20 protein-coding genes and 1 riboswitch are annotated in these 25,044 nt (G+C 65.6%); of the genes, 11 read left to right on the plus strand and 9 right to left on the minus strand.

Annotated elements, in window-relative coordinates:
- Window positions 1-62 precede the first annotated feature (62 nt).
- The 5 genes from BKA07_RS05050 to BKA07_RS05070 are packed head-to-tail and all read left to right on the plus strand — an operon-like array spanning window position 63 to window position 8,312.
- Window positions 63-1,526, plus strand: coding sequence for a DUF3375 domain-containing protein (locus BKA07_RS05050; protein ID WP_167949935.1), 1,464 nt, complete (start codon window positions 63-65; stop codon window positions 1,524-1,526).
- The gene (locus tag BKA07_RS05055) at window positions 1,523-2,329 is read left to right on the plus strand and encodes a DUF4194 domain-containing protein (protein ID WP_167949936.1); all 807 of its coding nucleotides are present in this window, start codon (window positions 1,523-1,525) and stop codon (window positions 2,327-2,329) included. Before BKA07_RS05050 ends, BKA07_RS05055 begins: the two co-directional genes overlap by 4 nt.
- The gene (locus BKA07_RS05060) at window positions 2,326-5,763 is read left to right on the plus strand and encodes an ATP-binding protein (protein WP_245161844.1); all 3,438 of its coding nucleotides are present in this window, start codon (window positions 2,326-2,328) and stop codon (window positions 5,761-5,763) included. Before BKA07_RS05055 ends, BKA07_RS05060 begins: the two co-directional genes overlap by 4 nt.
- A 15-nt stretch (window positions 5,764-5,778) precedes the next feature.
- Window positions 5,779-7,152 (plus strand): Wadjet anti-phage system protein JetD domain-containing protein, encoded by a 1,374-nt coding sequence (locus BKA07_RS05065; RefSeq protein ID WP_167949937.1) that lies wholly within the window; start codon window positions 5,779-5,781, stop codon window positions 7,150-7,152.
- Window positions 7,149-8,312 carry an MFS transporter gene (locus BKA07_RS05070; protein ID WP_167949938.1) on the plus strand — a complete coding sequence of 388 codons (1,164 nt, stop codon included), beginning with the start codon at window positions 7,149-7,151 and terminating at the stop codon, window positions 8,310-8,312. The genes BKA07_RS05065 and BKA07_RS05070 overlap by 4 nt, the downstream gene beginning before the upstream one ends.
- Before the next feature lie 221 nt (window positions 8,313-8,533).
- On the opposite strand, the gene BKA07_RS05075 is transcribed toward BKA07_RS05070, so the two are convergent.
- A complete protein-coding gene (locus BKA07_RS05075; RefSeq protein ID WP_167949939.1) occupies window positions 8,534-9,412 on the minus strand; it encodes a LysR family transcriptional regulator in 879 nt (292 codons plus the stop codon).
- A gap of 152 nt (window positions 9,413-9,564) precedes the next feature.
- Between BKA07_RS05075 and BKA07_RS18985 the strand changes: the two genes are divergently transcribed.
- The 3 genes from BKA07_RS18985 (at window position 9,565) to poxB (ending at window position 12,957) form a co-directional block, all read left to right on the plus strand.
- Window positions 9,565-9,972, plus strand: a complete 408-nt coding sequence (locus BKA07_RS18985; RefSeq protein WP_209043871.1) for a hypothetical protein — start codon at window positions 9,565-9,567, stop codon at window positions 9,970-9,972.
- Complete coding sequence (locus BKA07_RS05080) at window positions 9,966-10,964, plus strand: hydantoinase/carbamoylase family amidase (RefSeq protein WP_342448995.1); 999 nt, start codon at window positions 9,966-9,968, stop codon at window positions 10,962-10,964. Before BKA07_RS18985 ends, BKA07_RS05080 begins: the two co-directional genes overlap by 7 nt.
- 277 nt (window positions 10,965-11,241) lie before the next feature.
- On the plus strand, window positions 11,242-12,957 hold the full coding sequence (gene poxB, locus BKA07_RS05085) for a ubiquinone-dependent pyruvate dehydrogenase (RefSeq protein ID WP_167949940.1): 1,716 nt from the start codon (window positions 11,242-11,244) through the stop codon (window positions 12,955-12,957).
- A 121-nt stretch (window positions 12,958-13,078) separates the two neighbouring features.
- On the opposite strand, the gene BKA07_RS05090 is transcribed toward poxB, so the two are convergent.
- From BKA07_RS05090 to ribD, 5 genes are all read right to left on the minus strand, one after another.
- Window positions 13,079-13,819, minus strand: a complete 741-nt coding sequence (locus BKA07_RS05090) for a PDDEXK family nuclease (RefSeq protein ID WP_209043872.1) — start codon at window positions 13,817-13,819, stop codon at window positions 13,079-13,081.
- A 648-nt stretch (window positions 13,820-14,467) separates the two neighbouring features.
- Window positions 14,468-14,938 carry a 6,7-dimethyl-8-ribityllumazine synthase gene (ribH, locus tag BKA07_RS05095; protein WP_167949942.1) on the minus strand — a complete coding sequence of 157 codons (471 nt, stop codon included), beginning with the start codon at window positions 14,936-14,938 and terminating at the stop codon, window positions 14,468-14,470.
- 76 nt (window positions 14,939-15,014) lie between these two features.
- Window positions 15,015-16,400 (minus strand): 3,4-dihydroxy-2-butanone-4-phosphate synthase, encoded by a 1,386-nt coding sequence (gene ribB, locus BKA07_RS05100; protein ID WP_167949943.1) that lies wholly within the window; start codon window positions 16,398-16,400, stop codon window positions 15,015-15,017.
- Window positions 16,393-17,145 carry a riboflavin synthase gene (locus BKA07_RS05105; RefSeq protein WP_167949944.1) on the minus strand — a complete coding sequence of 251 codons (753 nt, stop codon included), beginning with the start codon at window positions 17,143-17,145 and terminating at the stop codon, window positions 16,393-16,395. Before BKA07_RS05105 ends, ribB begins: the two co-directional genes overlap by 8 nt.
- 40 nt (window positions 17,146-17,185) lie before the next feature.
- Window positions 17,186-18,283 carry a bifunctional diaminohydroxyphosphoribosylaminopyrimidine deaminase/5-amino-6-(5-phosphoribosylamino)uracil reductase RibD gene (gene ribD / locus BKA07_RS05110; protein WP_245161845.1) on the minus strand — a complete coding sequence of 366 codons (1,098 nt, stop codon included), beginning with the start codon at window positions 18,281-18,283 and terminating at the stop codon, window positions 17,186-17,188.
- A 148-nt stretch (window positions 18,284-18,431) separates the two neighbouring features.
- Window positions 18,432-18,560, minus strand: a riboswitch (FMN riboswitch).
- A gap of 101 nt (window positions 18,561-18,661) precedes the next feature.
- On the opposite strand from ribD, the gene BKA07_RS05115 reads away from it, so the two are divergent.
- The 3 genes from BKA07_RS05115 (at window position 18,662) to BKA07_RS05125 (ending at window position 21,700) form a co-directional block, all read left to right on the plus strand.
- Window positions 18,662-19,138: a MarR family winged helix-turn-helix transcriptional regulator gene (locus BKA07_RS05115; RefSeq protein WP_167949946.1), complete on the plus strand. Its 477-nt coding sequence runs from the start codon at window positions 18,662-18,664 to the stop codon at window positions 19,136-19,138.
- Window positions 19,139-19,306: 168 nt separating this feature from the next.
- On the plus strand, window positions 19,307-20,623 hold the full coding sequence (locus BKA07_RS05120; protein WP_245161846.1) for an MFS transporter: 1,317 nt from the start codon (window positions 19,307-19,309) through the stop codon (window positions 20,621-20,623).
- A gap of 492 nt (window positions 20,624-21,115) precedes the next feature.
- A complete protein-coding gene (locus tag BKA07_RS05125) occupies window positions 21,116-21,700 on the plus strand; it encodes a DUF805 domain-containing protein (RefSeq protein ID WP_245161847.1) in 585 nt (194 codons plus the stop codon).
- A gap of 353 nt (window positions 21,701-22,053) precedes the next feature.
- Here the strand turns inward: BKA07_RS05125 and BKA07_RS05130 are convergent, their stop codons facing one another.
- Genes BKA07_RS05130 through BKA07_RS05140 form a run of 3 tightly spaced genes read right to left on the minus strand, consistent with a single transcriptional unit; the run spans window position 22,054 to window position 25,026 of the window.
- The gene (locus tag BKA07_RS05130; RefSeq protein ID WP_167949947.1) at window positions 22,054-23,361 is read right to left on the minus strand and encodes a TRAP transporter large permease; all 1,308 of its coding nucleotides are present in this window, start codon (window positions 23,359-23,361) and stop codon (window positions 22,054-22,056) included.
- Window positions 23,354-23,965, minus strand: coding sequence for a TRAP transporter small permease (locus tag BKA07_RS05135; RefSeq protein ID WP_167949948.1), 612 nt, complete (start codon window positions 23,963-23,965; stop codon window positions 23,354-23,356). The genes BKA07_RS05130 and BKA07_RS05135 overlap by 8 nt, the downstream gene beginning before the upstream one ends.
- On the minus strand, window positions 23,962-25,026 hold the full coding sequence (locus BKA07_RS05140) for a TRAP transporter substrate-binding protein (RefSeq protein WP_245161848.1): 1,065 nt from the start codon (window positions 25,024-25,026) through the stop codon (window positions 23,962-23,964). Before BKA07_RS05140 ends, BKA07_RS05135 begins: the two co-directional genes overlap by 4 nt.
- Between the last annotated feature and the right edge of the window lie 18 nt (window positions 25,027-25,044).

Consider the following 25,044-nt stretch of genomic DNA (forward strand, 5'->3'; position numbering starts at 1 on the left):
CACGGTCGAGTCACAGCGTCCGAAATTGGCAACGGGCCCCACCGGCGCAGACAATAGGTGACATGTCCGCCCTCAGCTCCGCGCTCGCCTACCGGCGACTGCTCGACTCCAATGCCACTCTGCGCATGCTGCGGGCCGATCATCTCCCCGTCATGGCAGCAGCGCTCGGCACCCACCTCGGCAAGCCCGGTACTCGGATGTCCACCGAGGACCTGCACGAGTCCATCGACTCCGACCTCGAGGAGCTGCGCGATCACTTCGACCTGTCCACGCGGACGGCGAAGGCCTACTGCGACGACTGGCGAAGGGCGGAGATACTCGTGAGGCGTCCGGCCACCTCGGTGAGGGGCGAGACCTACGAGCTCTCAGCCGCAGGATTCGACGCCATCCGCATGCTCGAACAGCTGCGCACCCCGCCGCAGACAGCGACCGAATCACGGTTGGTCAGCCTGGCCCAATCGGTGCGGCAGCTGGCCATCGACACCGACCCGGACAGCTCACGGCGCCTGGAGTCCCTGCAGGCCGAACGCGATCGCATCGACGCGGAGATCGCTCGCGTCCGCCGCGGCGACCCCCGCTCGATCGTCCTCGACCGGCGCCGCGCGAACGAACGCGTCGGCGACATCCTCCAGCAAGCGGAGGGCCTGCCTGCCGACTTCGCCCGCGTCCGCGCCCGTTTCGAAGACCTCAACCAGGAGCTGCGGATCTCGATACTCGCCGCCGAGGACTCGCAGTCCCAGGTCCTCGACGAGGTCTTCCGCGGCGTCGATCTCATCGAATCCTCCGACGAGGGCAGAACATTCTCGGCCTTCTCCCAGCTCGTCCGCGACCCCGAACAGGCGGCGGCCTTCGACGAGGACATCGCCTCCATCCTCGACCGTGACTTCTCGGCCTCACTCACGCCCGAGACCCGCCGATCGCTGCGCACGCTCATGCGGCAGATGAAGGACGGCTCCCGCGAGGTCTCGGACATCCTCTCCGAATTCGCCCGCGGGCTGCGCCGCTACGTCCACTCCCACGAATTCCAACGCGACCGCGTCATGCGCACCCTCATCCAAGACGCCCTCGCTGCCGCGGCCCCGGTCTCACAGGTCCGCAGACCCTACGACGACCTCGGCGTGGACCTCGAACTCTCGAGCGTCGCACTCGCCAGCGTCGGGGAGGTCGTCCTCCACGACCCCACCGAATTCGACGCCGGCGCCGAACTGGGCGAGGCCGCCGAGAGCGACGTCGACTTCGCCGAGCTCATCGCCGTCGCCAGGGAATCCGAGATCGACTTCGCGGAGCTGGCCGATAACGTCAACCGGGCCATCCACGGCTGTGAGCAGGTCTCCGTCGCCGAGGTGCTCGACGGCTTCCCGGCTTCACAGGGCCTGGCCAGCGTGGTCGGCCTGCTGTCGCTGGCCAGCACCTACGGGCATGTCGACCCCGAATCGCGCGACAGGCTCGAATGGGCCGGGGTCGACGGGACCGGCCGCAGCGCCACGATCCGCCGCCACTACTTCACCGAGGGCATCACACTATGACCGATTCCGCCGACACCCCCGCCGAGGCCCCGGACACCGTCCACAATCCGAGCGCGCTCTGGGGCGATGACACGGGCACCCTGGGCGAGCGCACCCGGCGGGTTCTGCTCGAGCTGCTCAAGGGCCCCTACGTCTCCGGCGCGCAGAGCCCGCAGCTGTGGTCGGCCCTGGTCGCCGATGAGGGACTCGTCCGCTCACGGCTGCACGATCTGTTCCTCGAGCTCGTCATCGACAAGGTCGACGAATTCGCCTTCACCCGCAAGGTCGTCACCGACCAGATCGATGTCCCCGCGGCCGTGCGCAGCGAAAGGCTGACCTTCCTCGACACCGCCATGCTCCTCGTCCTGCGGCAGCTGCTGCTCGCCGCGCCCGGCGAACGGCGAGTGATCATCGACCGTGAGGAGGTCTACGAGCGCCTCGCGATCTATCGCACCGGCGACGAATCGACGTTCCAGCGCAACCTCAACGGCTCCTGGAATCGGATGAGCAACCGTCTGCGCGTCCTCCACAAGGCCGGTGAGGAGCGCTTCGAGATCTCGCCGATGGTGAAGTTCCTCATCGACGAGGACCGGGTCCGTGAGCTCATCGACGTCTACAAGCGCATCGCCTCGGGAGAGGCCAAGGGCTCCAGCGCCGAGGCGTGGCCCGGTTCGCATGAGAGCGACGAGACCGATGGCCCTGGTTCGGATGAGTCCGACGACTCCGATCCCGATCGCGGCACAGCCGAGGCCGACTCCTCTCGCGGAACAGCCGAGCCTGCTGCCGATCGCGGTGCAGGCGAGGCCGAGGAGGACGAAGCATGACCGAGGCACTGTTCCCGATCGATGCCGCGCTCATCGCGGACCAGGCCCGCGCTCGCGGAGCCGATCGTCCCGACGTGGGCAGTCAGTGGCGCCTGTCCGAGATCCAGATCGCGAACTGGGGCACCTTCGATGCGGATATCCACCGCATCCCCATCTCCCACAAGGGCCATCTCATCACCGGGCCCTCGGGCTCGGGCAAGTCCTCGCTGCTCGACGGCATCGCCGCCGTGCTCACCCCCGACAAGTGGCTGCGCTTCAACGTCGCCGCCCAGACCGCGGGCAGTCGCATCGACCAGCGCAGCCTCGTCAGCTATGTCCGCGGCGCATGGACCCGCACCGCGGACTCCGATGAGGACCGTGTCGTCAGCAAGTACCTGCGACCGCGGGCCACCTGGAGCGGCATCATCCTCCGCTACGACAACGGCACCGACCGGCCGCTGTCGCTGGCCAGGCTCTTCTTCATCAAGGGTTCGGGAACGAAGTCGACCGACCTGTCCGACGCCTGCATTCTCGAACGGACGGGACTCGATCTCGCCGATCTGCAGCAGTATGCGCGATCCGGCCTCGAGACCAGGAAGCTCAAGACCGAGCACCCCGAGGCGATCATCACCTCGAACGGTTCCCACGGCAGGTTCTACGCCCGGATGCGCAAGGTCTTCGGCATGGCCAGCGAATCGGCGCTGCAGCTGCTGCACAAGACGCAGTCGGCCAAGAGCCTCGACAGTCTCGACCGCCTCTTCCGTGACCACATGCTCGAACCGCCGGTCACCTTCGACCTCGCCGAGACCGCGGTCAACCAGTTCGGGGACCTCAAGGACGCCCACGACCATGTGGTCGAACTGCGTCGGCAACGCGATCACCTCCTGCAGCTGCGCGAGGCCTCGAACCGATACGACTTCGCCCATGAGTCGGCGACGAAGGCGATCTCGCTCAACGATGCCCTGCTGCCGTTCCAGAAGAGACGCGAACTCGACCTCATGCGTTCGGACCTCTCGGCGCTGCGCCGCGACCTCGTCGAGCTCGAGGTCGCCGCCGATCGGGCGAAGAAGGACTACGACGCCGCGGTCGACGAATACGACCTCGCTCGTCGCGCGACCCTCGAACTCGGCGGCTCCGAGGCCGAGCACCTGCAGCAGCGCATCGACACGGCCGAGACCGAACGCCGGGCCATCGCCGATCGGTGGGCGAGCCTGGAGCGACAGCTCAAGCAGGCCGAGATCGAACGGGTGCCCACCTCGGCGGCGGAATTCGCGGAGCTCCAGACCCAGATCGCGGCCACCCTCGACGACGAGACTCAGGCCGCGGGCCCCAGCCACGCCGATCACGACCGTTTCTCCACGGCCCGCAGACGGGTGCGGGAGTTCGAGGCCGAGATCGACTCGCTGCGTCGCTCGGGTTCGACCGTGCCGAACAATCTGCTCCAGATCCGACACGAGCTGGCCGAGGGCACGGGGCTGAGTGAGAAGGCGCTGCCCTTCGCGGCCGAACTCATCGAGGTCGACCCCGAACACGCCGCCTGGACCGGGGCGATCGAACGCGTGCTGCGCCCATTGGCGCTGACGGTCCTCGTCCGCAGCGAGAACCTCGGACAGGTTCGGTCCTGGGTCGACTCCCACCGGATCAAGGGACGACTCGTGTTCGAGGAGATCCCTGCCCAGGTGGGGAAACCACGTCCGGTCAACTCTGCGAAGTCCTTGGTCAACCGGGTCACGGTGGCCCAGACCGGGTTCGGGGAATGGGCGCATTCGACGCTGTCCGAACGTTTCGACTTCGCCTGCGTCGAGCGTCCCGAGGAACTCGACGACCATCCGCGGGCGGTGACCGTCAAGGGGCAGGTCAAGACCTCACGGACTCGCTATGAGAAGGACGACCGGCGTCGAATCGACGATCGCAGCCAATGGGTGCTCGGTGACCGGGAGAGCAAACTCGAAGCCCTCATCGCCGCCCTCAAGGAAGCACAGACAGAGCTGAGCGAGGCACAGACGATCGTCGACGCCGCGAACGCGGAGACCGCGCAGGCCAACCGCAAGAAGGGCATCCTCGCCGGTATCCGCGAACAGTCCTGGCGCGATGTCGACGTCGCCGGTGCCCAGGAGACGATCGCGAACCTGGAGAAGGCGCTGCGCGAGCTCGAGGACTCCGGCGGTGACCTGCAGCAGGCAATCGGTGCCGAGCGCGAAGCCCGTGCCGTGAAGGAGGCGGCCGAGGCCACCACCCGCGACTCCGACTACGCTCTGCGCCGGTCGAATGAGGAGATCACCGGCCTGCGGGCAGGGATCACCCGCCTCGAGGACGACGTCGACGCCGGGCGGATCCCGGAGGTGGACCCGACGATCGCGGAGCAGCTCGAGGCCCGGTTCACGAGGATCCAACGCAGCATCAGGCGTGAGTCGCTGCCGGAGCTCGGCCAACAGGTCTCCCAGGCTCTGCAGGCGGAGAAGGACAAGGCTCAGGCCGCTGCGAATGAGGCCGGATTGGCGGTGACACGACTGGCCACCGAGTTCAAGGCCGAGTGGACATCGGTCGCCGCGAACCTCACCGCCGACGTCGCCAACCGGCACGGTTACATCGAGATGCTCGACGAGATCCTGGCCCACGGGCTGCCCGATCACGAGAACAGGTTCCGGGACCTGCTGCGGCAGCGCTCCCGCGACCTCATCGGCGAGCTCCTCAACGAGATCCATGCCGCTCCGCGTGAGATCGAGGACCGGGTGGCCCCGATCAATTCCTCCCTGCTGCGCTCCCAGTTCGATGAGGGCCGGTACCTGCGGCTGAAGGTCAAGACCCGGCGCAGCGAGACCGTCAACGCCTTCATCGCCGACCTCCGCAAGGTCGCCGGAGGCACCTGGGGCGAGGAGGACATGGAGACCGCGGAGGACAAGTACGACACCCTCGCCGAGGTGATGCGCCGGTTCTCCTCGAGTGAGCACGTCGACAAGGTGTGGAAGAACCAGTGCCTCGACACCCGTCTGCACGTGAGCTTCCTCGCCGAGGAGATCGACGACCACGGTCGGGCCCACGCCACCTACGATTCGGGTGCCGCGATGTCCGGTGGCCAGCAGCAGAAGCTCGTGATCTTCTGCCTCGCGGCCGCGCTGCGCTACCAGCTCGCCGACCCCGATGAGGCGATCTCGAGGTACGGCACGATCATCCTCGACGAGGCCTTCGACAAGGCCGACACGAGGTACACCCGCATGGCTCTGAACATCTTCATCGAGTTCGGGTTCCACATGGTGCTCGCCACCCCGCAGAAGCTTCTGCAGACCATCGAACCCTATGTCGGGGCGGCGACCGCGATCGAGAACCCGAGCCGGCAGAAGACCCTCGCCTCGACGATGGTCTGGGATGAGGAGAACAGCGCAGAGTCGAGCGGGGAGGCCGACTCGGCTGCCGGTGATGACGCAGACAAGGGCGGGATCGACGATGGAAGCTGACCGAATGAGGCCGCGATGACGATGGTCACCGTCGCCGAGGCGCGGGTGAAGGCGCGTACCCGCCTGCGTTCGTCCATGTCGACCTGGGCGTCCCAGACATCCGAGTCCACCCACGGAGCCGGCGCTTCCACCTCGGCAGCCGGCGCTCCCGCCTCGGCAGCCGGCGCTTCCACTCCGGCGGTCATCGAGATCGCTCTGCATCCGCCGACGGAGAAGCAGGTGCTCGAGGACCAGAAGGCCGCGATGGACTGGGCCGCGAGCTGGCGGGAGATCGCCGCACCTGACACCGGTGATTCGAATCCCGAGAATCCGGACAACCTCGTCATCGATTGGGCCGAACGCTCCTGGGCGAGGGTCGGACGCCAACAGATCCCACTCCGAGTGCGCCTGCGAACGCCTGACGCCGTGGCGAATTTCGTCGGCGGAGACGAGGCCCGACAGTGGCGTCGGTTGCGGGACAGGACCACGACGATCAGGTCACGGTTCGGCGATCGGGCCGCGGTCACCTCGGCGGGCATCGAACCGCTGGCAGCGGCGCGGGAGGATGCTGCAGCTGATCCGAGCATCGATCCGATCGCCGCGGCGATCAAGGCGCATGCGAAACGGATCCTCGGACTCGAGCAGACCGAGTTCGACACGCTGCTCGATGTCGTCGCCTGGCTGCGAGACCACCCGGTGGGGACCCTGCGGCCCAGGCAGCTGCCGATCCGCGGGGTCGACTCGAAATGGTTCGAGACTCACCGTTCTCTGGTCACCGCGCTGCTGGCAGCGATCGGATGCCCCGAAGCGGTCGACGTCGTCGATGCGGAGGCCCGGATCAGACTGCGCATCCTCGACCCCGCACTTCGGCCCGCCGGGCTGGGCGACATCACCGCGCCGGTGGGTCAGCTGAGTCGGCTGGCGATCGCACCGCGGTTCGTCTTCGTGTTCGAAAATCTCGAATCCGTGCTCGCGATGCCCGACTGGTCCGATGCAGTGGCCGTGCATGGTTCGGGCTACGCCGTCGACAACGTTGCCTGTCTGACCTGGGTGCACGGTGCACGAGTCATCTATTGGGGCGACCTGGACACGCACGGTTTCGCGATCCTCTCACGGCTGCGCGCCCACCTCCCAGAAGTGGAATCGACGCTCATGGACGAGGCCACGCTCATCGACCACGGGGACCTGTGGGTGCAGGAACCGAAACCTCACCGTGGCGAATTTCCTGCGCTGACCGGGACCGAGGCGCGGGCGCTCACCCGCATTCGTGCCGAGGGCGATGTCCGCCTCGAACAGGAGCGGATTCCCTGGGACACAGCGTTGGAACGTTTGGCCGCCTCGGTGGGGGAGTCGACATCGACATCGACGACGTCGACGGAGTCTGCGCCGAGGTCGGGGGAGCTCGGGTGACCGACCGGCCTCGCGGTGGACTGGCAGCCCTGTGCATCGCCGAACTGGCCAGCTGGGGCCTGCTCTACTATTCGCTGCCGGTGGCGGTGACGCCGATCTCCGCGGACATGGGATGGAGCCATACGACGGTGACCGGGGCGCTGACCGTGGGACTGATCGTCTCGGCGCTGGCCGGTGTCCGTGTCGGTCGTCTGCTCGACTCGCGCGGGCCCCGCACGCTCATGAGCCTCGGCACTCTCACCGGCATCGTGGCGCTGCTGCTCGTGGCGGCGGCACCGAACCTCATCGTCTTCTTCCTCGCCTGGGTCCTGGCCGGATTTGCGCAGGCGGCCACGCTCTATCCGCCGGCATTCGCAGTCGTCACTCGCTGGTACGGGGCCGACAGGGTCAAGCCCCTGACGACGATCACTCTTGTCGGCGGGCTGGCGTCGACCGTGTTCGCTCCCATCATCGCCTGGCTCATCGACTCCTGCGGCTGGCGGATGACCTACGTCGTCCTGGCCGGGATTCTCGCGGTCACGGCACTGCCCATGCACCTGTTCTTCCTCAACCGGTCATGGACCGACGAGGCGGCGCAGGAGTCTCGGGCCCCATCGCGGGCAGAGATCCGAACGGTCACACGCTCGACCCGGTTCATCGTCCTCCAGGTCGCGGTGGCGCTGTCGACTTTCACGCTCTTCGCCGTCACGATCAACATCATCCCCCTCCTCATCGAGCGCGGAGTGGGGTACGGTCTTGCCGCGATCGCCCTCGGGCTCGTCGGCTTCGGTCAGGTCGCCGGACGGTTCTTCTACCCCGCGCTCGAAAGACGCACCACCTCGCGGGCCAGGACGGTGCTGCTGTTCGCGTGCGGAGCGATCGGACTGTGGCTCCTGGCCTTCATCCCCGGCCCCGTCTGGCTGCTCATCGGGATCGGCATGCTCGCCGGCGGTGTGCGCGGATGCATCACCCTGCTGCAGGCAACGGCCGTCGCCGACCGGTGGGGTACAGCGAACTTCGGAGCGATCAACGGAGTCTTCGTCGCTCCCGTCACCGTCGGCACCGCCTTGGCTCCTGTAGCAGGGCCGGCACTGGCCGGTCTCGTCGGCGGGTATCCGATGATGGCGATCGTGATGGCGGTCCTGCTGACCGGGGCAACGGTGCTGTCGGCGCGGACGTGAGCACAGTGGCAACGAGATGCCGCGGACCACGGCGTCATGCACAGCCGAACACAGGCCCGTTCCAGACTGATGGGCACCTCGACGCGGGGCAGGGCTCCTCACCGCCTATCGCGGGACGAATCCGATGCGGATGTCATCGGTCCTGCGCACGTCCTGGCACTGAGGAGTCCGGCTTCGGACGATGGAGTCTCAGACGGTCGCCGGTGGGATGAGAGCAGAGTTCAGCGCGGTGCTGCTGTCGCCTGCTTGAGGGCACGGCGGAAGGCATTGACTGCGGGATTCCTGTCACCGCCCGACCGAGTCGATGCAGTGATGATGCGCAGCTGATCGGTCGACACTGTCCGGAAGGACCGTGACGGTGCATAGGCGAGTCGGGGCAGGAAGGCAGCGGCAAGGCCACTGTCGACGATCTCCGAGTGGAGGTTGAGGTCCGAGGTCTCGTAAGGGACTTCAGGTTCGTAGCCGGCGGCGCGGCATGTCGCAGTGGACCAAGCACGTGCGGCGGTGCCGGGGCGTTCCATGACCCATGGCTTCTCGGCCAAGTCGGCAAGGGTGCGAGCCGACCATCCGGCCGGGATGGCGAGGAGCAGCGGGTCGTCCAGGACGCGCTCCGAACTAACGCCGGGGTGCGGTGCCTGCGGATTGCCGGGATACTGCTCGGATAGGACGAGGTCATAGTCTCGGGCGATGAGCGCGGGTATCGCGGCCTCGGCGTCGACATGGGCGAATGTCACGGTCAGCCGAGGGTGGTGGAGGGCGAGCCGCTGGATGACGTCGAGGACGAGAGTCTGTGCTGCGGTTTGGAAGGTGGCGATATGGACGGTGCCGGTGATCGTGGTGCGACTGGCGGCGATGTCCGCTTCGGCGCGCTCGAGCTCGCGCAGGATCGTTTCGGTGTGAGCGACCAGTTGTACGGCAGCGGCCGTGAGACGAACGCGGCGGCCGGACGGTTCCAGCAGACGCGTTCCGGTTTCGCGTTCGAGGAGGCCGAGCTGGTGAGAAATGGCAGAAGGGCTGTATCCGAGGGCCTCGGCGACAGCGGCGAGTGTTTCGCGATGTGACAGTTCACGCAACAGTCGGAGCCGGTGCAGGTCATACATCGTCGCCCTCGGTCTTCTTTCGAATCATGAATATTTTTCACGGGTATCAGTCGAAACCATGCTATCGCTACGCGACTGACGAATTCGTACCGTTGTCACTGAACGGATCATCGGCTCGCTGACGACGGCGAGCCCAACGTACGGAGGATGCCATGGCCACTGTGTCGGCGAACAGAACTGCCCCGGATCGACTCGAGATCAACGGCGAACGCCTGTGGGTCACATTGATGGAGTTGGCGCAGATCGGTGCCTACGACGACGCTGAGACCGGACTGGCAGGGGTGAACCGGCAATCACTGACCGATGCAGATGCCGAGGGCAGGAATCTTCTGGTGCGATGGATGGAGGAAGCCGACCTCGACGTGAGCATCGATGAGATGGGGACGATCTTCGGTCGCATGGAAGGTGCCGACCCGAGACTGCGCCCGGTGGTGGCCGGCTCGCACATCGACTCGGTCGGCACCGCCGGAGCCTTCGACGGCTGTCTCGGTGTGTTGGGGGCCTGGAGGTCGTACGTTCGCTCAACGATCGGGGCATCAGGACGCGGCGCCCATTGGTGATCGCTGCATGGACCGAGGAGGAAGGGGTGCGGTTCGGCACCGATATGCTCGGCTCGGCAGTGGCAGCGGGCAGGCTCACCCTCGACTACGCCTACGACCTGGTCGACTCCGAGGGCCTGCGGTTCGGCGACGAACTCGACCGCATCGGATTCAAAGGAACTCAGCCGGTTGTGATGGAGGCACCTCACGCCTATGTGGAGTGCCATATCGAGCAAGGTCCGGTGCTGCTGCGTGACGAAGTAGCGATCGGCGTTGTGACCGGGGTGCAGTCGATCTCCTGGCAGAAGGTCACTCTGCATGGACGCGCCGCCCACGCCGGCACCACTCCGACCGAGCTGAGGGTCGACGCCGGATTGGCGGCAGCACAGATCGTGGTGAAGGTGCGCGAGATGGTCGACTCGGGAACGTACGGTCGACTGAGGGCCACCGTCGGCCACATCGCCACCTCGCCAGGGCTGCCCAGCGTGGTCCCGGACCGCGCCGAGCTGACCGTGGACCTGCGCAATCCCGACGATGAGCAGATGGCCGCGGCCGAGAGGGACTTCGCAGCCTTTCTGGACACGCTGCCCGAACTGCAGCCGTGCTCAGGTCTGCGGGTGGAGACCAAGAGAATGGCCAAGACGAGCCATGTCCCCTTCGACCAACGGGTGCAGGACGTCATCGCCAAAGCCGCAGCTGAGCTGGGGCACCAGCCCGTCACGTTGATGTCGGGCGCCGGCCACGATGCACAGGAGATGGCCGCGATCGCCCCGACGGCGATGGTGTTCGTTCGGGGACAGCACGATGGGATCAGCCACAACCCCCGGGAGTATTCCACTCCCGAGGACTGCACCGCTGGGATCAGCGTGCTGGCCAACACCCTGCTGCGGCTGACCGATGAACCGACGGACGCACTCCCAGGCGAAGGAGCGCCCACAGCCGAAGACGCACTCACAGGCGAAGACGCACTCCCAGGCGAAGACGCACTCCCAGGCGAAACGCATGACGCATGACCCACTGGCATCACCACCTGCACCGGACGATGGCCGAGACCGCCTGCGACGAACGGTCGGGTTGAGATTCGATGATGGACGGTCTGCCGATCCGGGAGCGATCACGGCGGGACCTCAGACAATGGTCAGTGATGTCTCTGGCTTCACACCCTCAGGCCACTGCTGCCGGGATAGACTGAAACTGCGGTACCAGCCTGCGTCGGCACTCTGACCGGGTCGTCGGCCGGGCCCACCCCGGAGCTGTCACGGCTCCAGATGGTTCAACGGAAGGAATCCTATGCCCACCGTCGCCAGAAACATCGTCGATACGCTCGTGGCCAGCGGAGTCAAGCGCGTCTACGGCATCCCCGGAGATTCGCTCAACGGCTTCACCGATGCCCTGCGTGTCAATCCGCAGCTCGACTGGGTCCACGTCCGCCACGAGGAGGCCGCATCATTCGCCGCCAGTGGCGAAGCCGCACTGACCGGTGAGCTCGCCGTCTGTGCCGGCAGCTGTGGGCCGGGAAACCTCCACCTCATCAACGGCCTCTACGATGCTCAGCGCTCCCGCGTGCCTGTGCTCGCGATCGCCGCACACATCCCCAGCGATGAAATCGGTTCGAACTATTTCCAGGAAACCCACCCGACCGACGTCTTCCGCGAATGCAGCGTCTACCTCGAGCACGTGGCCACCAAGGAGCAGATGCCGCGCCTGCTGCGCGTTGCCATGCGCGAAGCCGTCGAGAAGCGCGGCGTCGCAGTTCTCGTCATCCCCGGCGACATCGGGCTGGCCGAGATCGATGCCCCCGCCGAGGTGGTCAAGTCCTATCCCTCGCACGTGATCCCCGCCGATTCCCAGGTCGATGCGGCCGCGAAGGCGCTGAACAAGGGCAAGAAGGTCACGATCCTCGCCGGTGCCGGGACCGCGGGTGCCCACGATCAGCTCATCGCCGTCGCCGAGAAGCTGCAGGCCCCGATCGTCCACGCTCTGCGCGGCAAGGAGTTCGTCGAACACGACAATCCGTACGACGTGGGGATGACGGGTCTGTTGGGCTTCTCCTCCGGCTATCACGCGCTCAAAGGCTGTGACACCCTGCTCATGCTGGGCACCGACCTGCCGTACCAGCAGTTCTATCCCGATGACGCGACGGTCATCCAGACCGACATCCGCGGCTCCCAGATCGGACGGCGCACCCCGGTCGACATCGGACTGGTGGGCACGGTGGCCGACACCGTCGATGCTCTGCTGCCTCTGATCAAACCCAATCGCAGCAGTGCGCACCTGAAGACGATGACCAAGCACTACTCGAAGACCCGCAAGGAACTCGACGAGCTGGCGACCCCGTCGAAGCGGACGATCCACCCGCAGTATCTGACGCGTCTGATCGACGAGGCCGCGGACGACGACGCCGTGTTCATCCCCGACGTCGGTTCACCGGTGACCTGGGCCGCCAGATATCTGCACATGAACGGCAGGCGCAGGCTCATCGGTTCCTTCAGCCACGGGTCCATGGCCAACGCCCTGCCCCAGAGCGTCGGTGTGCAGGCGTCCCACCCCGATCGGCAGGTCATCGCTCTGGCCGGTGACGGCGGGTTGGCGATGCTCCTCGGCGAGCTGCTCACCCTGACGCAGAACAAGCTGCCGGTCAAGACCGTCGTCTACAACAACTCCTCACTGAACTTCGTGGAGTTGGAGATGAAGGCCGCCGGGTTCGTCACCTTCGGCACCGAACTGGCCAACCCGGACTTCTCCACCATCGCCGAGGCGGTCGGCATCAAGGGCTTCCGCGTCGAGAAGTCGAAGGACCTCCCGAAGGTCGTCAAGGCATTCCTGGCCTACGACGGGGCCGCGGTCCTCGACGTGGTCACCGAGCGACAGGAGATGTCGATGCCGCCGACCATCACCGCCGAGCAGGCCAAGGGCTTCGCCCTCTACGCCATCCGCACGGTGATGTCGGGCAAGGGCGACGAGCTCATCGATCTGGCCCGGACGAACATCCGCCAACTGTTCTGAACCTCTAGAAGCTGGTAGCCGCCGACTGGCGAGTCTGATCACGCGCTGCGTCCAAACGGGCGGCAAGTTCACCTCGATTTCGAGATCAGGATCGAGGTGAACTTGCCGCCCGTTTCCTTGCTCAGGAGAGGTTGTGCACGTGTACAGCGAGAAGTTTTCTGAATGTCATCATGTTTGTATTCTTCGTGACTCGTAGGACGGTCCATCCTTCAGCTTCGAGCAGTTGTCGCCGTTCGATGTCGGAGTTGAACTGGCCCGGTGACGTCCTGTGGTGGTCTCCCTCGTACTCGATCGCCAGCTTCAGCTCGGGGTAACCCAGATCGGGCTGAAGAGTCACGTTCTTGATTCGACTGTGGACCTTCGGGTGGACCACCGGTTCGGGAAAGCCATTGTTGATGATCCACAGTCTCAGCCACGTCTCGCGAGGCGAATCAACCGTCAGCCTGATGAGCGAGAACGCCATCTGAAGCCGTCTGCGATTGCGGACCTGGCTTCGGGCGGCGAGTTCGGTCTTCAGCGATTCTACGGTGGTCTTCGGTCCGCCGAACCGCTTCGACACCGCGGCGTCCCCGAACTGCACGAGTTCAGTCAGACTGAGATGGCGTCCAAGCTCGACCAGCAGATGAGGGACCGTGATCAGCGGCAAGCCAAAGAAGTCGATCTGTTCGAGCTGCTGATGTCGATGCAGTACGACATCTCGCCTGACAATGCGCGAGCAATCCCTACCGCCTGCGACATGGAGCGGCTTGTCCTTGACCTGGTGAGACATAGGCAGACCATAGAGACGTGCCGCCGTCCAGAGCGTGCCGATGACCTCTGGGCGGCGCAGTCGAAACCCACATAGCATGGTGGCCGTTCTCACCCATTCTGGTCCTGCCCAGATTGGCGTCGGGGATTGGCGGTCTTCGGTCTTATCGATCCAGACTCCGTAGAGTATCTGGAGGTAGCGCGGGTCATGTTCCAGCGAGTATGGAGTGATCTTCCTCGATGCCAAATCATCCCGAGTGAATGGCTCCGGCATATTACGGAACTTCATCGGTTTCGAGTGCCAATAAGTCATGGCGATCAGTTTTGGACGATCGGCACGGCAACTTCTACAACGAATATTGGGCTGTGAACAGCTGCTGACTGTCCTCAGGGCATCTACGTCGGAGTCAAACCAAGCTGTGGACAGGACGAGCGCAGTGTCGCAGGAAAGTTCGTGCAGATCAGCAGTGTTCCCATCGTGTGTGCTCGGTCGAGCTTCTCGGCTTTGGCGAGGCAACAGTGCCGAATTCCCGCGCACTCCACCAGCGGATCCACAAGGAATAATGCAGAAGTCGAGGACACCGGCGGGCGTGTATGACTCGCCGGAGAACAATGATGAAGCGCAATCCTGCTCGCAATGGATCGGTGGGCAAGTTCTCCTCGAATCCATCGCTGAAATCGAGGAGAACTTGCCCATCGTTGGTGCATTTCCGCCCTGTTGTCGTTGCGATGACGAAGCTCCGTCACCGCAACATGGCGCCGCTCACACGATCGGGTAGTCGGCCAGAGCCTGAGCGGTGACCAGCGCGGCGGTCATGGCTTCGTGGCCCTTGTCCTCCTGGGATCCCTCGAGCCCTGCACGGTCGAGTCCCTGCTGTTCGGTGTCGCAGGTCAGCACCCCGAACCCGACCGGTTTGCGGGAGTCGATCGCGACTCGGTTGAGGCCGTCCGTGGCGGCTTGGCAGACGTAGTCGAAGTGCGGGGTGCCGCCGCGGATGACGACTCCGAGGGCGATCACCGCATCGAAGTGCGGTGCCAGCCGTGCCGCGGCGAGGGGCAACTCAAAACTTCCCGGGACCCGGACCAGGGTGGTCTGGGCTCCGGCTTCGCTGGCTGCCCGCTGGGCGCCGTCGACGAGGCCGTCCATGATCTGCGTGTGCCAGGAGGCGGCGACGATGGCGACGCGAGTGTCAGTCGCAGAGGCGGTGAGATCAGGTGCTCCGGAATGTGCCATGGGTGGATCCTTTCGTAGCGGCCGCAACGGCCGAAGATTCTTCAAGGCGTCGGTGGGTGCCTGGAAGTACAGGTTGTCAGCAGTGATGCTTCTCAGCGGTGGGCGTCGAGGCGGTGGCGCTGCCGACCACCGAGGGCAGGGTCAGCGTGTGGTGCATGCGCCGGCGCTTCGTGTTGAGGTAGTTCGAGTTCTCCGGCCGGGCGGGGATCTCGAGCGCAACGACGGCCTCGATCGTGATTCCCAGCGATTCGAGAGCCCGTGTCTTCTCCGGGTTGTTCGTCAGCAGTCGGATGCGAGTCAGGCCGATCGAGCGCAGGATCTCTGCCGCGGCGCGGTAGTCACGATCATCGTCGTGGAAGCCGAGCTCACGGTTCGCGTCAACCGTGTCCAGGCCCTGATCCTGCAAGGCGTAGGCACGAAGCTTGTTGCCCAGACCGATTCCGCGCCCCTCATGGCCGGTCATGTAGATCACGGCGCCGCCTTCCTCGGAGATGCGGTGCATCGCCAGATCCAGCTGCTCTCCGCAGTCGCACCGGTGAGACCCGAAGACGTCGCCGGTCAGGCACTCCGAATGCACGCGAACCAGAGGCGCCGGTCCCCGCAGCGACGACTCCCAGCCCGCCGAGTCATCGACGACTGCGGGAGAGCTCACCCCGGAGAACACGCCGAGGTGGTCGTGGCCGTCGATCGTGAATGCGCGGGAAGTGAAGCTTCCGTGCTTCGTCGGCAGTGAGACCTCCGCCGAGGCTTCGACGGCCGATTCCGCCTGGACACCCGATTCCGCTTCGGTGCCCGATTCCGCCTTGGCGGCCGATTCCGTTTCGACGACGGATTCCGCCTCGTTCAGGTAGTCGATGAGCTCTTCGATCGAGACCATCACGAGCCGATGGGCGTCGGCGAATTCGCGGAGGGAGTCGAAGCGCATCATCGAGCCGTCGTCGTGGACCACTTCGCCGATCATCGCCACCGGACTGGCTCCGGACAGGCGTGCGAACTCGACTCCGGCCTCTGTGTGGCCGGGGCGTTCACGGACTCCGCCGGACTTCGCGATGAGGGGGAACACATGCCCGGGGCGCGTGATCGAGGCCGGGTCGGGGTCTGCTGCGGCGAGGTGGCGGCCGGTCATGGCGCGTTCGGCGGCGCTGATCCCGGTGGTCACTCCGACCGCGTCGCAGCTGATCGTGTACGCGGTGCCCTTCGGGTCCTCATTGGCGGCGACCATGGGAGGCAGTTCGAGCGCGGCGGCACGTTCGGCCTCCATGGGCGCGCAGATGACGCCGGAGGTGTAGCGGACGAAGAAGCCCATGGTCGCGGCCTCGGCGAATTCGGCGGCCATGATGAGATCGCCTTCGTTCTCGCGGTCCTCGTCATCGACGACGACGATGGGCCGGCCCGCGGCGAAGGCGGCGATCGCCTCGTCGATCGGATCGAGCCGAGCGGCGCTCGGGGTGGTCTCAGTCATGGTCGGCTCCTTGTCGGGTGGGCTCTGTTGAGTTGAAGAGCGTGGTCGTCTCGGCGGAGGCGGCGGGCTGTGCCGGGCCGGACTGTGCCGGTCCGGCGGGGTCGGTGCCGAACGAGAGCAGGCGCGCCGTGTACTTCGCGAGCACGTCCACTTCGATGTTGACCGGGTCGCCGGGGGAGATGTCGCCGAAGGTGGTGTGATTCAGGGTGGCCGGAATGAGCCCGACCTCGACCCACGCGTCGGGCTCGGTGGGTTCGGACACGGCGATCAGCGTCAGCGAGGCGCCGTTGAGGGCGATGGATCCCTTGAGCGCGGTAAACGGCGCCAGGCGATTCGGGATCCCGATCCGCAGCGTCGACCATTCCGCGTGGTCGTCCCGGCTGAGCAGCTCACCGCAGCCGTCGACGTGTCCCTGCACGACGTGCCCGTCGAAGCGCCCCGAAGTCGGTGTGCACCTCTCCAAGTTGACTCGGTCCCCGGTGCGCAGCGCGCCGAGCCCGGTCATGCGCAGCGTCTCGCCCATCACCTCGGCGGTGAAGGGGCCCTGCACCTCGGCGGTGAAGGACCCCGGCGGCGAGGAGGCTTCGTCCCTGACCGAGGTCAGGCACACACCGTTGACGGCCAATGAGCCGCCGAGCCCGAGGTCGGCGACGAGGCCCTTCGCGTCGATGGTGATGACGGCCGAGTCGTCCTTGTCCTCGATGGCTGCGACGGCGCCGAGCTCTTCGATGATGCCGGTGAACATGTGCCCTCCGATTGTGTCCTGTGTGTGAGTGGGGTTCCGGTCAGATGAAATATGCGTCAGTGGTTTCGATGTTCGTGCTGACACCGTCGGTCTCAGCGGCGGCAGTCTCAGCGCCGGAGGCAGCAGCCTCAGCGCACGACTCTCCGACGACGAAGTGCAGCAGAACGTCGGGCCCATGCCGAGACATCGCCGGCTCGGCGGTCTCGTCGGGAACCAGGCTGACGGCCTCGCTCAGCGTCGAGGTGCTCAGGCCCGACAGGCTGGAGCGGCCCGGTCCCACGAGCAGGGGAGCCTGATAGCAGAAGACCTCGTCGACCGCACCCGCGGCGAAGAACGCGCCGAGCACACCGGGTCCTCCCTCGATGAGGATGTGCCGCATACCCCTGGCGTGCAGTTCTCCCAGGGCAGCCGTGATGTCATGTGTGCGCAGGTGAACGGTGTCGGGGTTGAGCGCCAGGAACGACTCGGGCGGCAGCGACGTGAGTCCGAGCACGATGGGCACCGGCTGTGACTCCAGCGGTTCACCGCCCGGGCCTCTGGCGTTGAGGCGCGGGTCGTCGGTGAGGGCGGTGCCGGTCCCGACGAGGATTCCGTCGACCCGGGACCGCAGCTCGTGCGCATGGTCACGTGAGGCCGCCGAGGTGATCCACTGGCTGGTTCCGTCGGAGGCTGCGACCATGCCGTCGAGACTCTGCGCGATCTTCGCCGTGACGAACGGCCGCTCGGCGTCGACGGAACGCCGCCACCGGACGTTGAGAGCCGAGGCTTCGTCGTGGCCCAGTCCCGAGCGGACCCGGACACCCGCCTCGGCGAGGACGGTTCCACCTCCGGCTGCCACGCCGTTGGAATCGTGCAGGGCGAAGACGACATCGGGGATGCCGGCGTCGATGATCGCCTGGGTGCACGGTCCGGTCCGGCCGGTGTGCGCGCAGGGTTCCAGGGTCACGAACAGGGTGGAGGCGGCGAGGTCGACGTCGAGGTCGATGGCCGTGGTGATGGCGTCCACCTCGGCGTGGGGACTGCCGGCACCGGCGTGGTGGCCGACGACGACCTGCGCGTCCTTCGTCAGGATCGCGGCTCCCACCAGCGGATTCGCACCTCTGTGACCGCGTCGCGCGGCCTTTAGGGCAGCGGTCATCGCGGTCGATTCTAGATCGGTGAACCCCGCGTGCATGAAAAACCTCCCGAGCGAATGCCGGGAGGGAGAATATTGCGGGTGCAACTATCAGGGCGTTCGATCGTGTGCGACAGTGCGTGGGCTGCACCGAATCACAGCGACCGTGGCCGCCATGCTCCTCCCATCCAGACTTTGACTGTCGGTCTCGGAATTTCACCGAGTCAGCTGCCTGCACGGATGCAGTCAGGTCGCGGACTATCACCGCCGGTACGGAATCTCACCGTCCCCGGAACATGTGCACTCAGATTAGCATGTCCATCGCCGAGGGGACCATGACGTCCGTCACATGAGATGAGCAGGTGCTTGCGCACTTCCATAACCCAGGTATATAACTGAGTTATGGATGATGTTGATTCGAACGAGATCGTCTCGGGCCTGGTCGTCGTATCCTCGCGCCTGACCAGGGCGCTGAGGCGAGTGATCGGCGATGAAAGCGACCTGGTCACCTTGCGCGGCCTCGGCGTGGTCGAGCAGTACCAGCCCGTTCGGGTCGGTCATTTCGCGCAGGGATACCTCTGTTCTCAGCCGGCCGCGACGAAGGTTCTGGCCCGTCTCGAGGAGGCGGGCTACGTCCTCCGTGAAGCCAGCGCGAGCGACAGACGCGCATCGCAGTTCTCACTGACCGATGCCGGCCGCGCGCGGCTGGCGGAGAATCGCAATGTCCTGGCCGAGCGGATGGAGCCCTACTTCGAGGCGCTGACTCCCGAGGACCGACTCAGCGTCCACCGGGCCCTGGGCCTGGTCTCGCAGTATCTGCAGGAACAGCATCCCGTGGATGCCGACGAAATCCAGCAGGACGAGACGCAGGGCGGCTGACGGCGCCCAGATCGGGTCCAGGCCGACTGGCGACGTCCAGGCAAGCTGCCGGCGTTCAGATCGGCTGACGGCGAACCGCCTCGGCGGCTATCGCATCGGGCTGAGCAATCACATCAGACCACAGACGGAAAACACGACATATCGACGAAAGGGTGCGCAGGAACAGCAATGAGCGTGTCACCGGGTAATGAAGCACAGATGAACGACGAGGAGGGGGCGGAAGCCTCTATTCTGCGTCAACCACGAGCAGTATGGGCGGTCGCGTTCGCCGCGGTCATCGCCTTCATGGGCATCGGGCTGGTCGACCCGATTCTGCCCGCGATCTCCGCCGAGCTCAACGCCTCGCCGGCGGAGTCGATGCTGCTATTCACCAGCTATCTGTTCATCACCGGCGGCATGATGTTCTTCACGAGCTTCGTCTCCTCGCGGATCGGTGCGAAGACCACGCTGCTCATCGGCCTGGTCCTCATCGTCGCGTTCTCCGCTCTGGCCGGGTTCTCCGGCAGCGTCGATCAGATCATCGGCTTCCGGGCCGGTTGGGGCCTGGGCAACGCACTCTTCATCTCCACGGCGCTCTCGACCATCGTCGGTGCGGCCTCCGGAGGGGCGGACAAGGCGATCATCCTCTACGAGGCGGCTCTGGGCGTCGGCATCGCGACCGGTCCGCTGCTGGGCGGACTGCTCGGCGGAATCTCTTGGCGCGGCCCGTTCTTCGGCACCGCTGTCCTCATGGCCATCGGCTTCATCGCCATCGTCATCCTCCTGCCCGGAGGGAAGTCGGGAGGCGAGAACTCCCTCAAGACCTCGCCCGAGCCGATCAGACTCGGCGCCACCTTCCGCGCTCTCGCCCGCCCCGGCATCTGCGTCCTGGGCATCGCCGCCCTGCTGTACAACTTCGGGTTCTTCATCCTCCTGGCCTACAGTCCCTTCCCGGTCGAAGCGGCCGCAGCGAAGATGGGCATCGAGGACTTCGGTGCGATGGGGCTCGGCTACGTGTTCTTCGGCTGGGGAATATGCGTGGCCATCACCTCGGTCTTCGGCGCACCGATCCTGACCAAGCGCATGGGCCGTCGCCGCAGCCTCGTCGTCTCTCTGGTCGCGCTCGCAGTGCTGCTGGCCGTCATGGCGTTCCTCGTCGACTCGTTCGTGGGCATCATCATCTGCGTGATCGTCGCCGGACTCATTCTGGGCGTGCTCAACACGGTCTTCACCGAATCGGCGATGGAGGCCACGGACCTGCCCCGTCCCGTCGCGTCGGGAACCTACTCGGGCGTGCGCTTCATCGGTGGTGCCGTGGCTCCGATCGTCGCCGGGTCCGTCTCCGAATCGATCGGCACCGGTGCACCGTACTTCTTCGGCTCCGCGGCGGTACTCCTATCCGTCGTCGTCATCGCCATCGGGTGGAGGGCCCTGCGCCGGGTCGACGGTCACATCGACGAATCCCCGGTCGACGAGGCCTATGCGCTCACCGGCGGAGACGCCTGAGCCGAGTTCACCGACTCCGCGGGAACACCGACTCCCAGGAATCGCCCGTGCTCAGCGGCGAGCGGCCCGTACACCGCCGCGTCGAATTGCCATGCGAGGATCAGCATGAGCGCCGTGTATGCGGTGCCGTTTCGCATCAGCAGGGCACCCGCGCGGAGTCGGAGCAGGGCCGCACAGGCGGCAGACGTTCACCGTTCCCTGTGTCGGTGGCAACAGGGTGAAATCGCCTGTGGCCATGCCCAGTCCGTCCGCGCTGATGGCCGAGCCGGCGTCCGCGGCTCGTGTCTGCGTGTCCGTCGGGCCCGAATCTCTTCGGTCGGATCCGGTCGGTCGGGTCCTGGGATGGTCCTTCGCTGATGCGGCTGCCTGGTGTGGACGGCTTCCTGGTTCCAGATCTGCAACGGAGCCGATACAGGAATCTCGGCCGTTGTGTAGCACAATTGGTAGCGCACTTCATTGCACAGCGAATCTATTCCTAACACGAAGGTCATCATGTCCTACGATGCGAACAGCGCCTATAACGCGAACAATGCCTATCCTTCAGGCCCTGGGGGTCCCGGCCCTTCGGCGATGGGTCCTTCGGCGATGGGTCCTGACGGTCAGATCCGCGGAGCTTCCAGCCCCGAAGACCTCTCCCTTCCGCTCTACGGCGCATCATTCGGCCAAGCCGTCAAGCGTTTCTTCAAGAAGTACGCCACCTTCTCGGGGCGCGCCTCACGCAGCGAATACTGGTGGGTGTATCTGTTCAGTTTTTTGGTTCAGATCGTTCCGATGATTCTCGTCATCATCGGTTCGGTCATGGTCAGCGGTCCGGCTGTCGCCGATCCGTATGCAACGGCACCACCTGAGCCTTCCGGGCCGGGCCTGGCGCTGCTCCTGATCGGAGGCATCCTGTCCCTTCTCATCGGGTTGGCACTGATCGTTCCCACGCTTGCGGTGGCATGGCGCCGTCTGCACGACGCGAACCTCGCCGGACCGTTCTGGTTCCTCAGCCTCATTCCGAGCGTCGGCTCGATCATTGTGATCGTGCTGACCATCCTGCCTCCCAGGCCGGAGGGCCAGCGCTTCGACGTGTGATCGTCGCAGCGTGACTGCCTGAGCGGGACCTCAGGAGGGTCCGCGTCTGGAGCAGACGTGCAGGCCGAGCAGACGTGAAGCTGCCGCATGCATACCCTGCATGCGGCAGCTTTATGCTGTGACAAGGTTTTTGGCGCAACACGGGTTCTGGCGCAACACGGTAGCAGCCAGTTCATACCCTCCGCGGCGCAGGGCACCGTTGCAGCCAACTCATACAGTTCGTTCTGCATGACGCCCCGGAGCCGACAACCCCTACCGCTGCAACTGTAGGAAGTATGACTCGCGGGGCGTTCCGCGGCGCTTGTGCTTCGCGGACAGGCAGCTCCACCAGGCGGCCGCTCCGCCGGGCAGCGTCAGGCGGCGGAGATGCTCGGGAACCAGGTCACGATCGCGGGCACGCAGACGAGGAGCACGATGAGCGCGAACTCGATGAACAGGTACGGCACCGCGCCCTTGACGATGTCGGCGATGTCGAGCTCCGGCACCACCGACTTCATCGTGTAGAGGTTGAGACCCACCGGCGGTGTGATCACTGCGGTCTCGAGAGTCACGACGAGGATGACGCCCACCCAGATCGGGTCGTAGCCGAGCGTGGTGAAGATCGGCAGCACGATGGGTGTGACCACGAGGAGCAGCGATGCCGCGTCGACGAGACATCCGAGCATTGCGATGATGAGCAGCACGACGATCGCGATGAGCACCGGGGGCAGGCTCAGCGAACTCACCGCGCCCGTGATGGCCTCCGGCGCCCGGACGACGACGAGCAGCTGTGTGAACGCGAACGCCGCTCCGACGATGATGAGCAGACTGCCGGAGATCTTCGTCGTCTCGATGAGGATCTTCTTGACGTTGGCCCAGGTCAGCGCCCGATCGATCAGTCCGACGATGAGCGCTGCCCCGATGGTGCCGATCGCGGCCGCCTCGGTGGCGGTGGCCAGACCGGTGTAGATCGATCCGAGGACGACGATGATGAGCGCCATGGCGGGAACGATCTTCACCAGAGAGGCGAACCTCGACGCCCATGTGATCGTCTCCGTCGTCCGCGGGGCCAGGTCCTTCCTGATCGTGGCGACGAGGACGACGAAGCTCATCATCAGCACGGCCAGGAGCAGACCGGGGATCAGGCCGGCGGCGAAGAGCTCGCCGACGCCTGCCCCGCTGATCGACGAGAAGAGGATGAACATGAGACTCGGCGGAATGAGCATCGCCAGAGCTCCGGAGGCGACGACCGAACCCGAGGCGAGACCCGGGTTGTAGCCACGGCGCAGCATCTCCGGCACAGCCATCCGGCCGACGACGGCGACCGAGGAGATGGACACTCCCGACATTGCCCCGAAAACGGTCGAGGAACCGACCGATGCGAGCGCGAGACCGCCGGGGATTCGTGCCAGCCATTGATGCGCCGCCCGGAAGATCGCCTGCCCCAGTCCTCCGACGACGAGGATCTCGCCGAGGAGGATGTACATGGGCGCGGCCACGAGTGAGTAGTTCTCCAATTGGCTGACGAAGGCGATCGGCATCTGCTGGATGCCGGAGAAGCCCTCGACGACGAAGAGCCCGAGCAGTCCGGAGACGCCGAGGGCGATGAAGATCGGCGTGCGGATGATGATGAGGAACAGCAGGAGGATCACTGCTGCGGTGACGACAAGGGCTTCAGTCATGGTTGCCCCCTCGGGCAGTATCGGTGGGTTCCTCGTCGGTCTCCTCAGCATTCTGCGCGGTGCGCGTCTGCCAGGGCATGAGGATGACGACCAGCGCGAGCACGAGCAGTCCCACGGCCACGACCGCGTAGTCGATCCACACCGGGAGATTGAAGTTGCCCGAAGTCCGCAAGCCTCCGGTGAGGAAGTTCGCGGAGGCGCCGGCCGCCGTCAGTCCGACGACCATGCTGAAGAGCAGCGTGGCGGTGTTCGTGATGATGTCGGCGACGAGTTTCCCCCGAGCGCTGAACTTGCGGTAGAAGAGATCCATCGCGATGTGTGAGCGCTGGGCGGCGATATTGGGGACGGCGAACATGACGATGACGACGAGCCCGAGCATGCTCACCGGCAGCGACCACTCGAGCGGTTTCGCGAAGATGTAGCGCATGATGACGTCATAGCCGGTGACGAGCATGATGATGACGATGACGATCCCGGAGACGACCCGCATGCCCGCGGTCACGGCCACCAGGGCATCGGCGAGGGGCCCGAGGACTCGGTTGGTCCGCCTCGGCGATTTGGAGGGTTGATGGAAGATCTGTCGCTGCTGCGGTTCTTTGCTCATGCCGACCTCACCAACTTGAGCGCCCTCTCGACAAGGTCGGGATCGTCGACCTTCTGCTTCCACCATTCGAGGACCGGAGTCGTTGCCTTCCGGAACCTTGTGGTCTGCTGCTCATCGAGCGTGAGGACCTCGACTCCGGAGCTCTCGATGATCCCGCGGTATGTGTCCTCATGAACCGCAACCTGGTGGTCCGTCCCCTGTTCGTTGAGCATTCTGCCGCCGTTGCGCAGCGCCTCTCGGGTGGCGTTCGGCAGAGCGTCGTACCAGTCGACATTCGCGTAGGCGTCGACGCTGTAGTCGCCGAAGTGGGCTTCGGTCCCGAATCTGAGGACGTTCTGCAGGTCGCGGGAGATGACCGTCCCCATGTAGCTGACCATGCCGTCGATCGTCCCCCGCTCGAGGGCCTCATAGAGTTCGGCCGACGACATCGACACCGGTGAACCGCCGAGCTTGCGAATCACTTCGCCTTCGACGTGACCGGCCGTGCGGATGCGCAGGCCACGGACGTCTTCGGGCTTCTCGACCGGACGGTCGACGGTGAAGAGCCACTCGGGAGTCGTCGGCATCGATCCGAGGCTGACGAGTCCACGCGGCCGCAGGGTCTCATTGATGAGCTGGGTCAGCGGCCCGTCGAAGGCCAGTGCTCGACGGATCTGTTCGAACCCCTCGTTGACGAAGGGCAGCTCGTAGACGCCGAGGATGGGGTAGCTCGTCGAGACGTAGGAGCTCGTCTGCACCACCACGTCGGCGACGCCCTGGAGCAGTCCGGGGATCGTCTGTTCGGCATTGAGCAGTGTGCCCGAATCGTAGAGATCGACGCTGACGCCTTCGGCCTCGGCCGCGGTGTCGACGAACATCTCGATGCCCGGGTAGAGGTCCTTGTAGGACGGAGTGAGGTAGGTGGCGACCCTGACGTCGGATGCTGAGCGTCCGCCTCTGGTCAGGGAGGTCGTTCCGACCGTCCCGCAGCCGGCCAGCAGCAGTGGGAGGCCGGCGAGGGCCAACATGCTGCGCCGACCGACCGGAGTGTCGGTCATCGCCTTCGGAGTGGAGCGGTCCATGTGAATCTCCTCCTTGAA

The sequence above is a fragment of the Brevibacterium marinum genome (assembly GCF_011927955.1).
Taxonomy (GTDB): Bacteria; Actinomycetota; Actinomycetes; order Actinomycetales; family Brevibacteriaceae; genus Brevibacterium; species Brevibacterium marinum.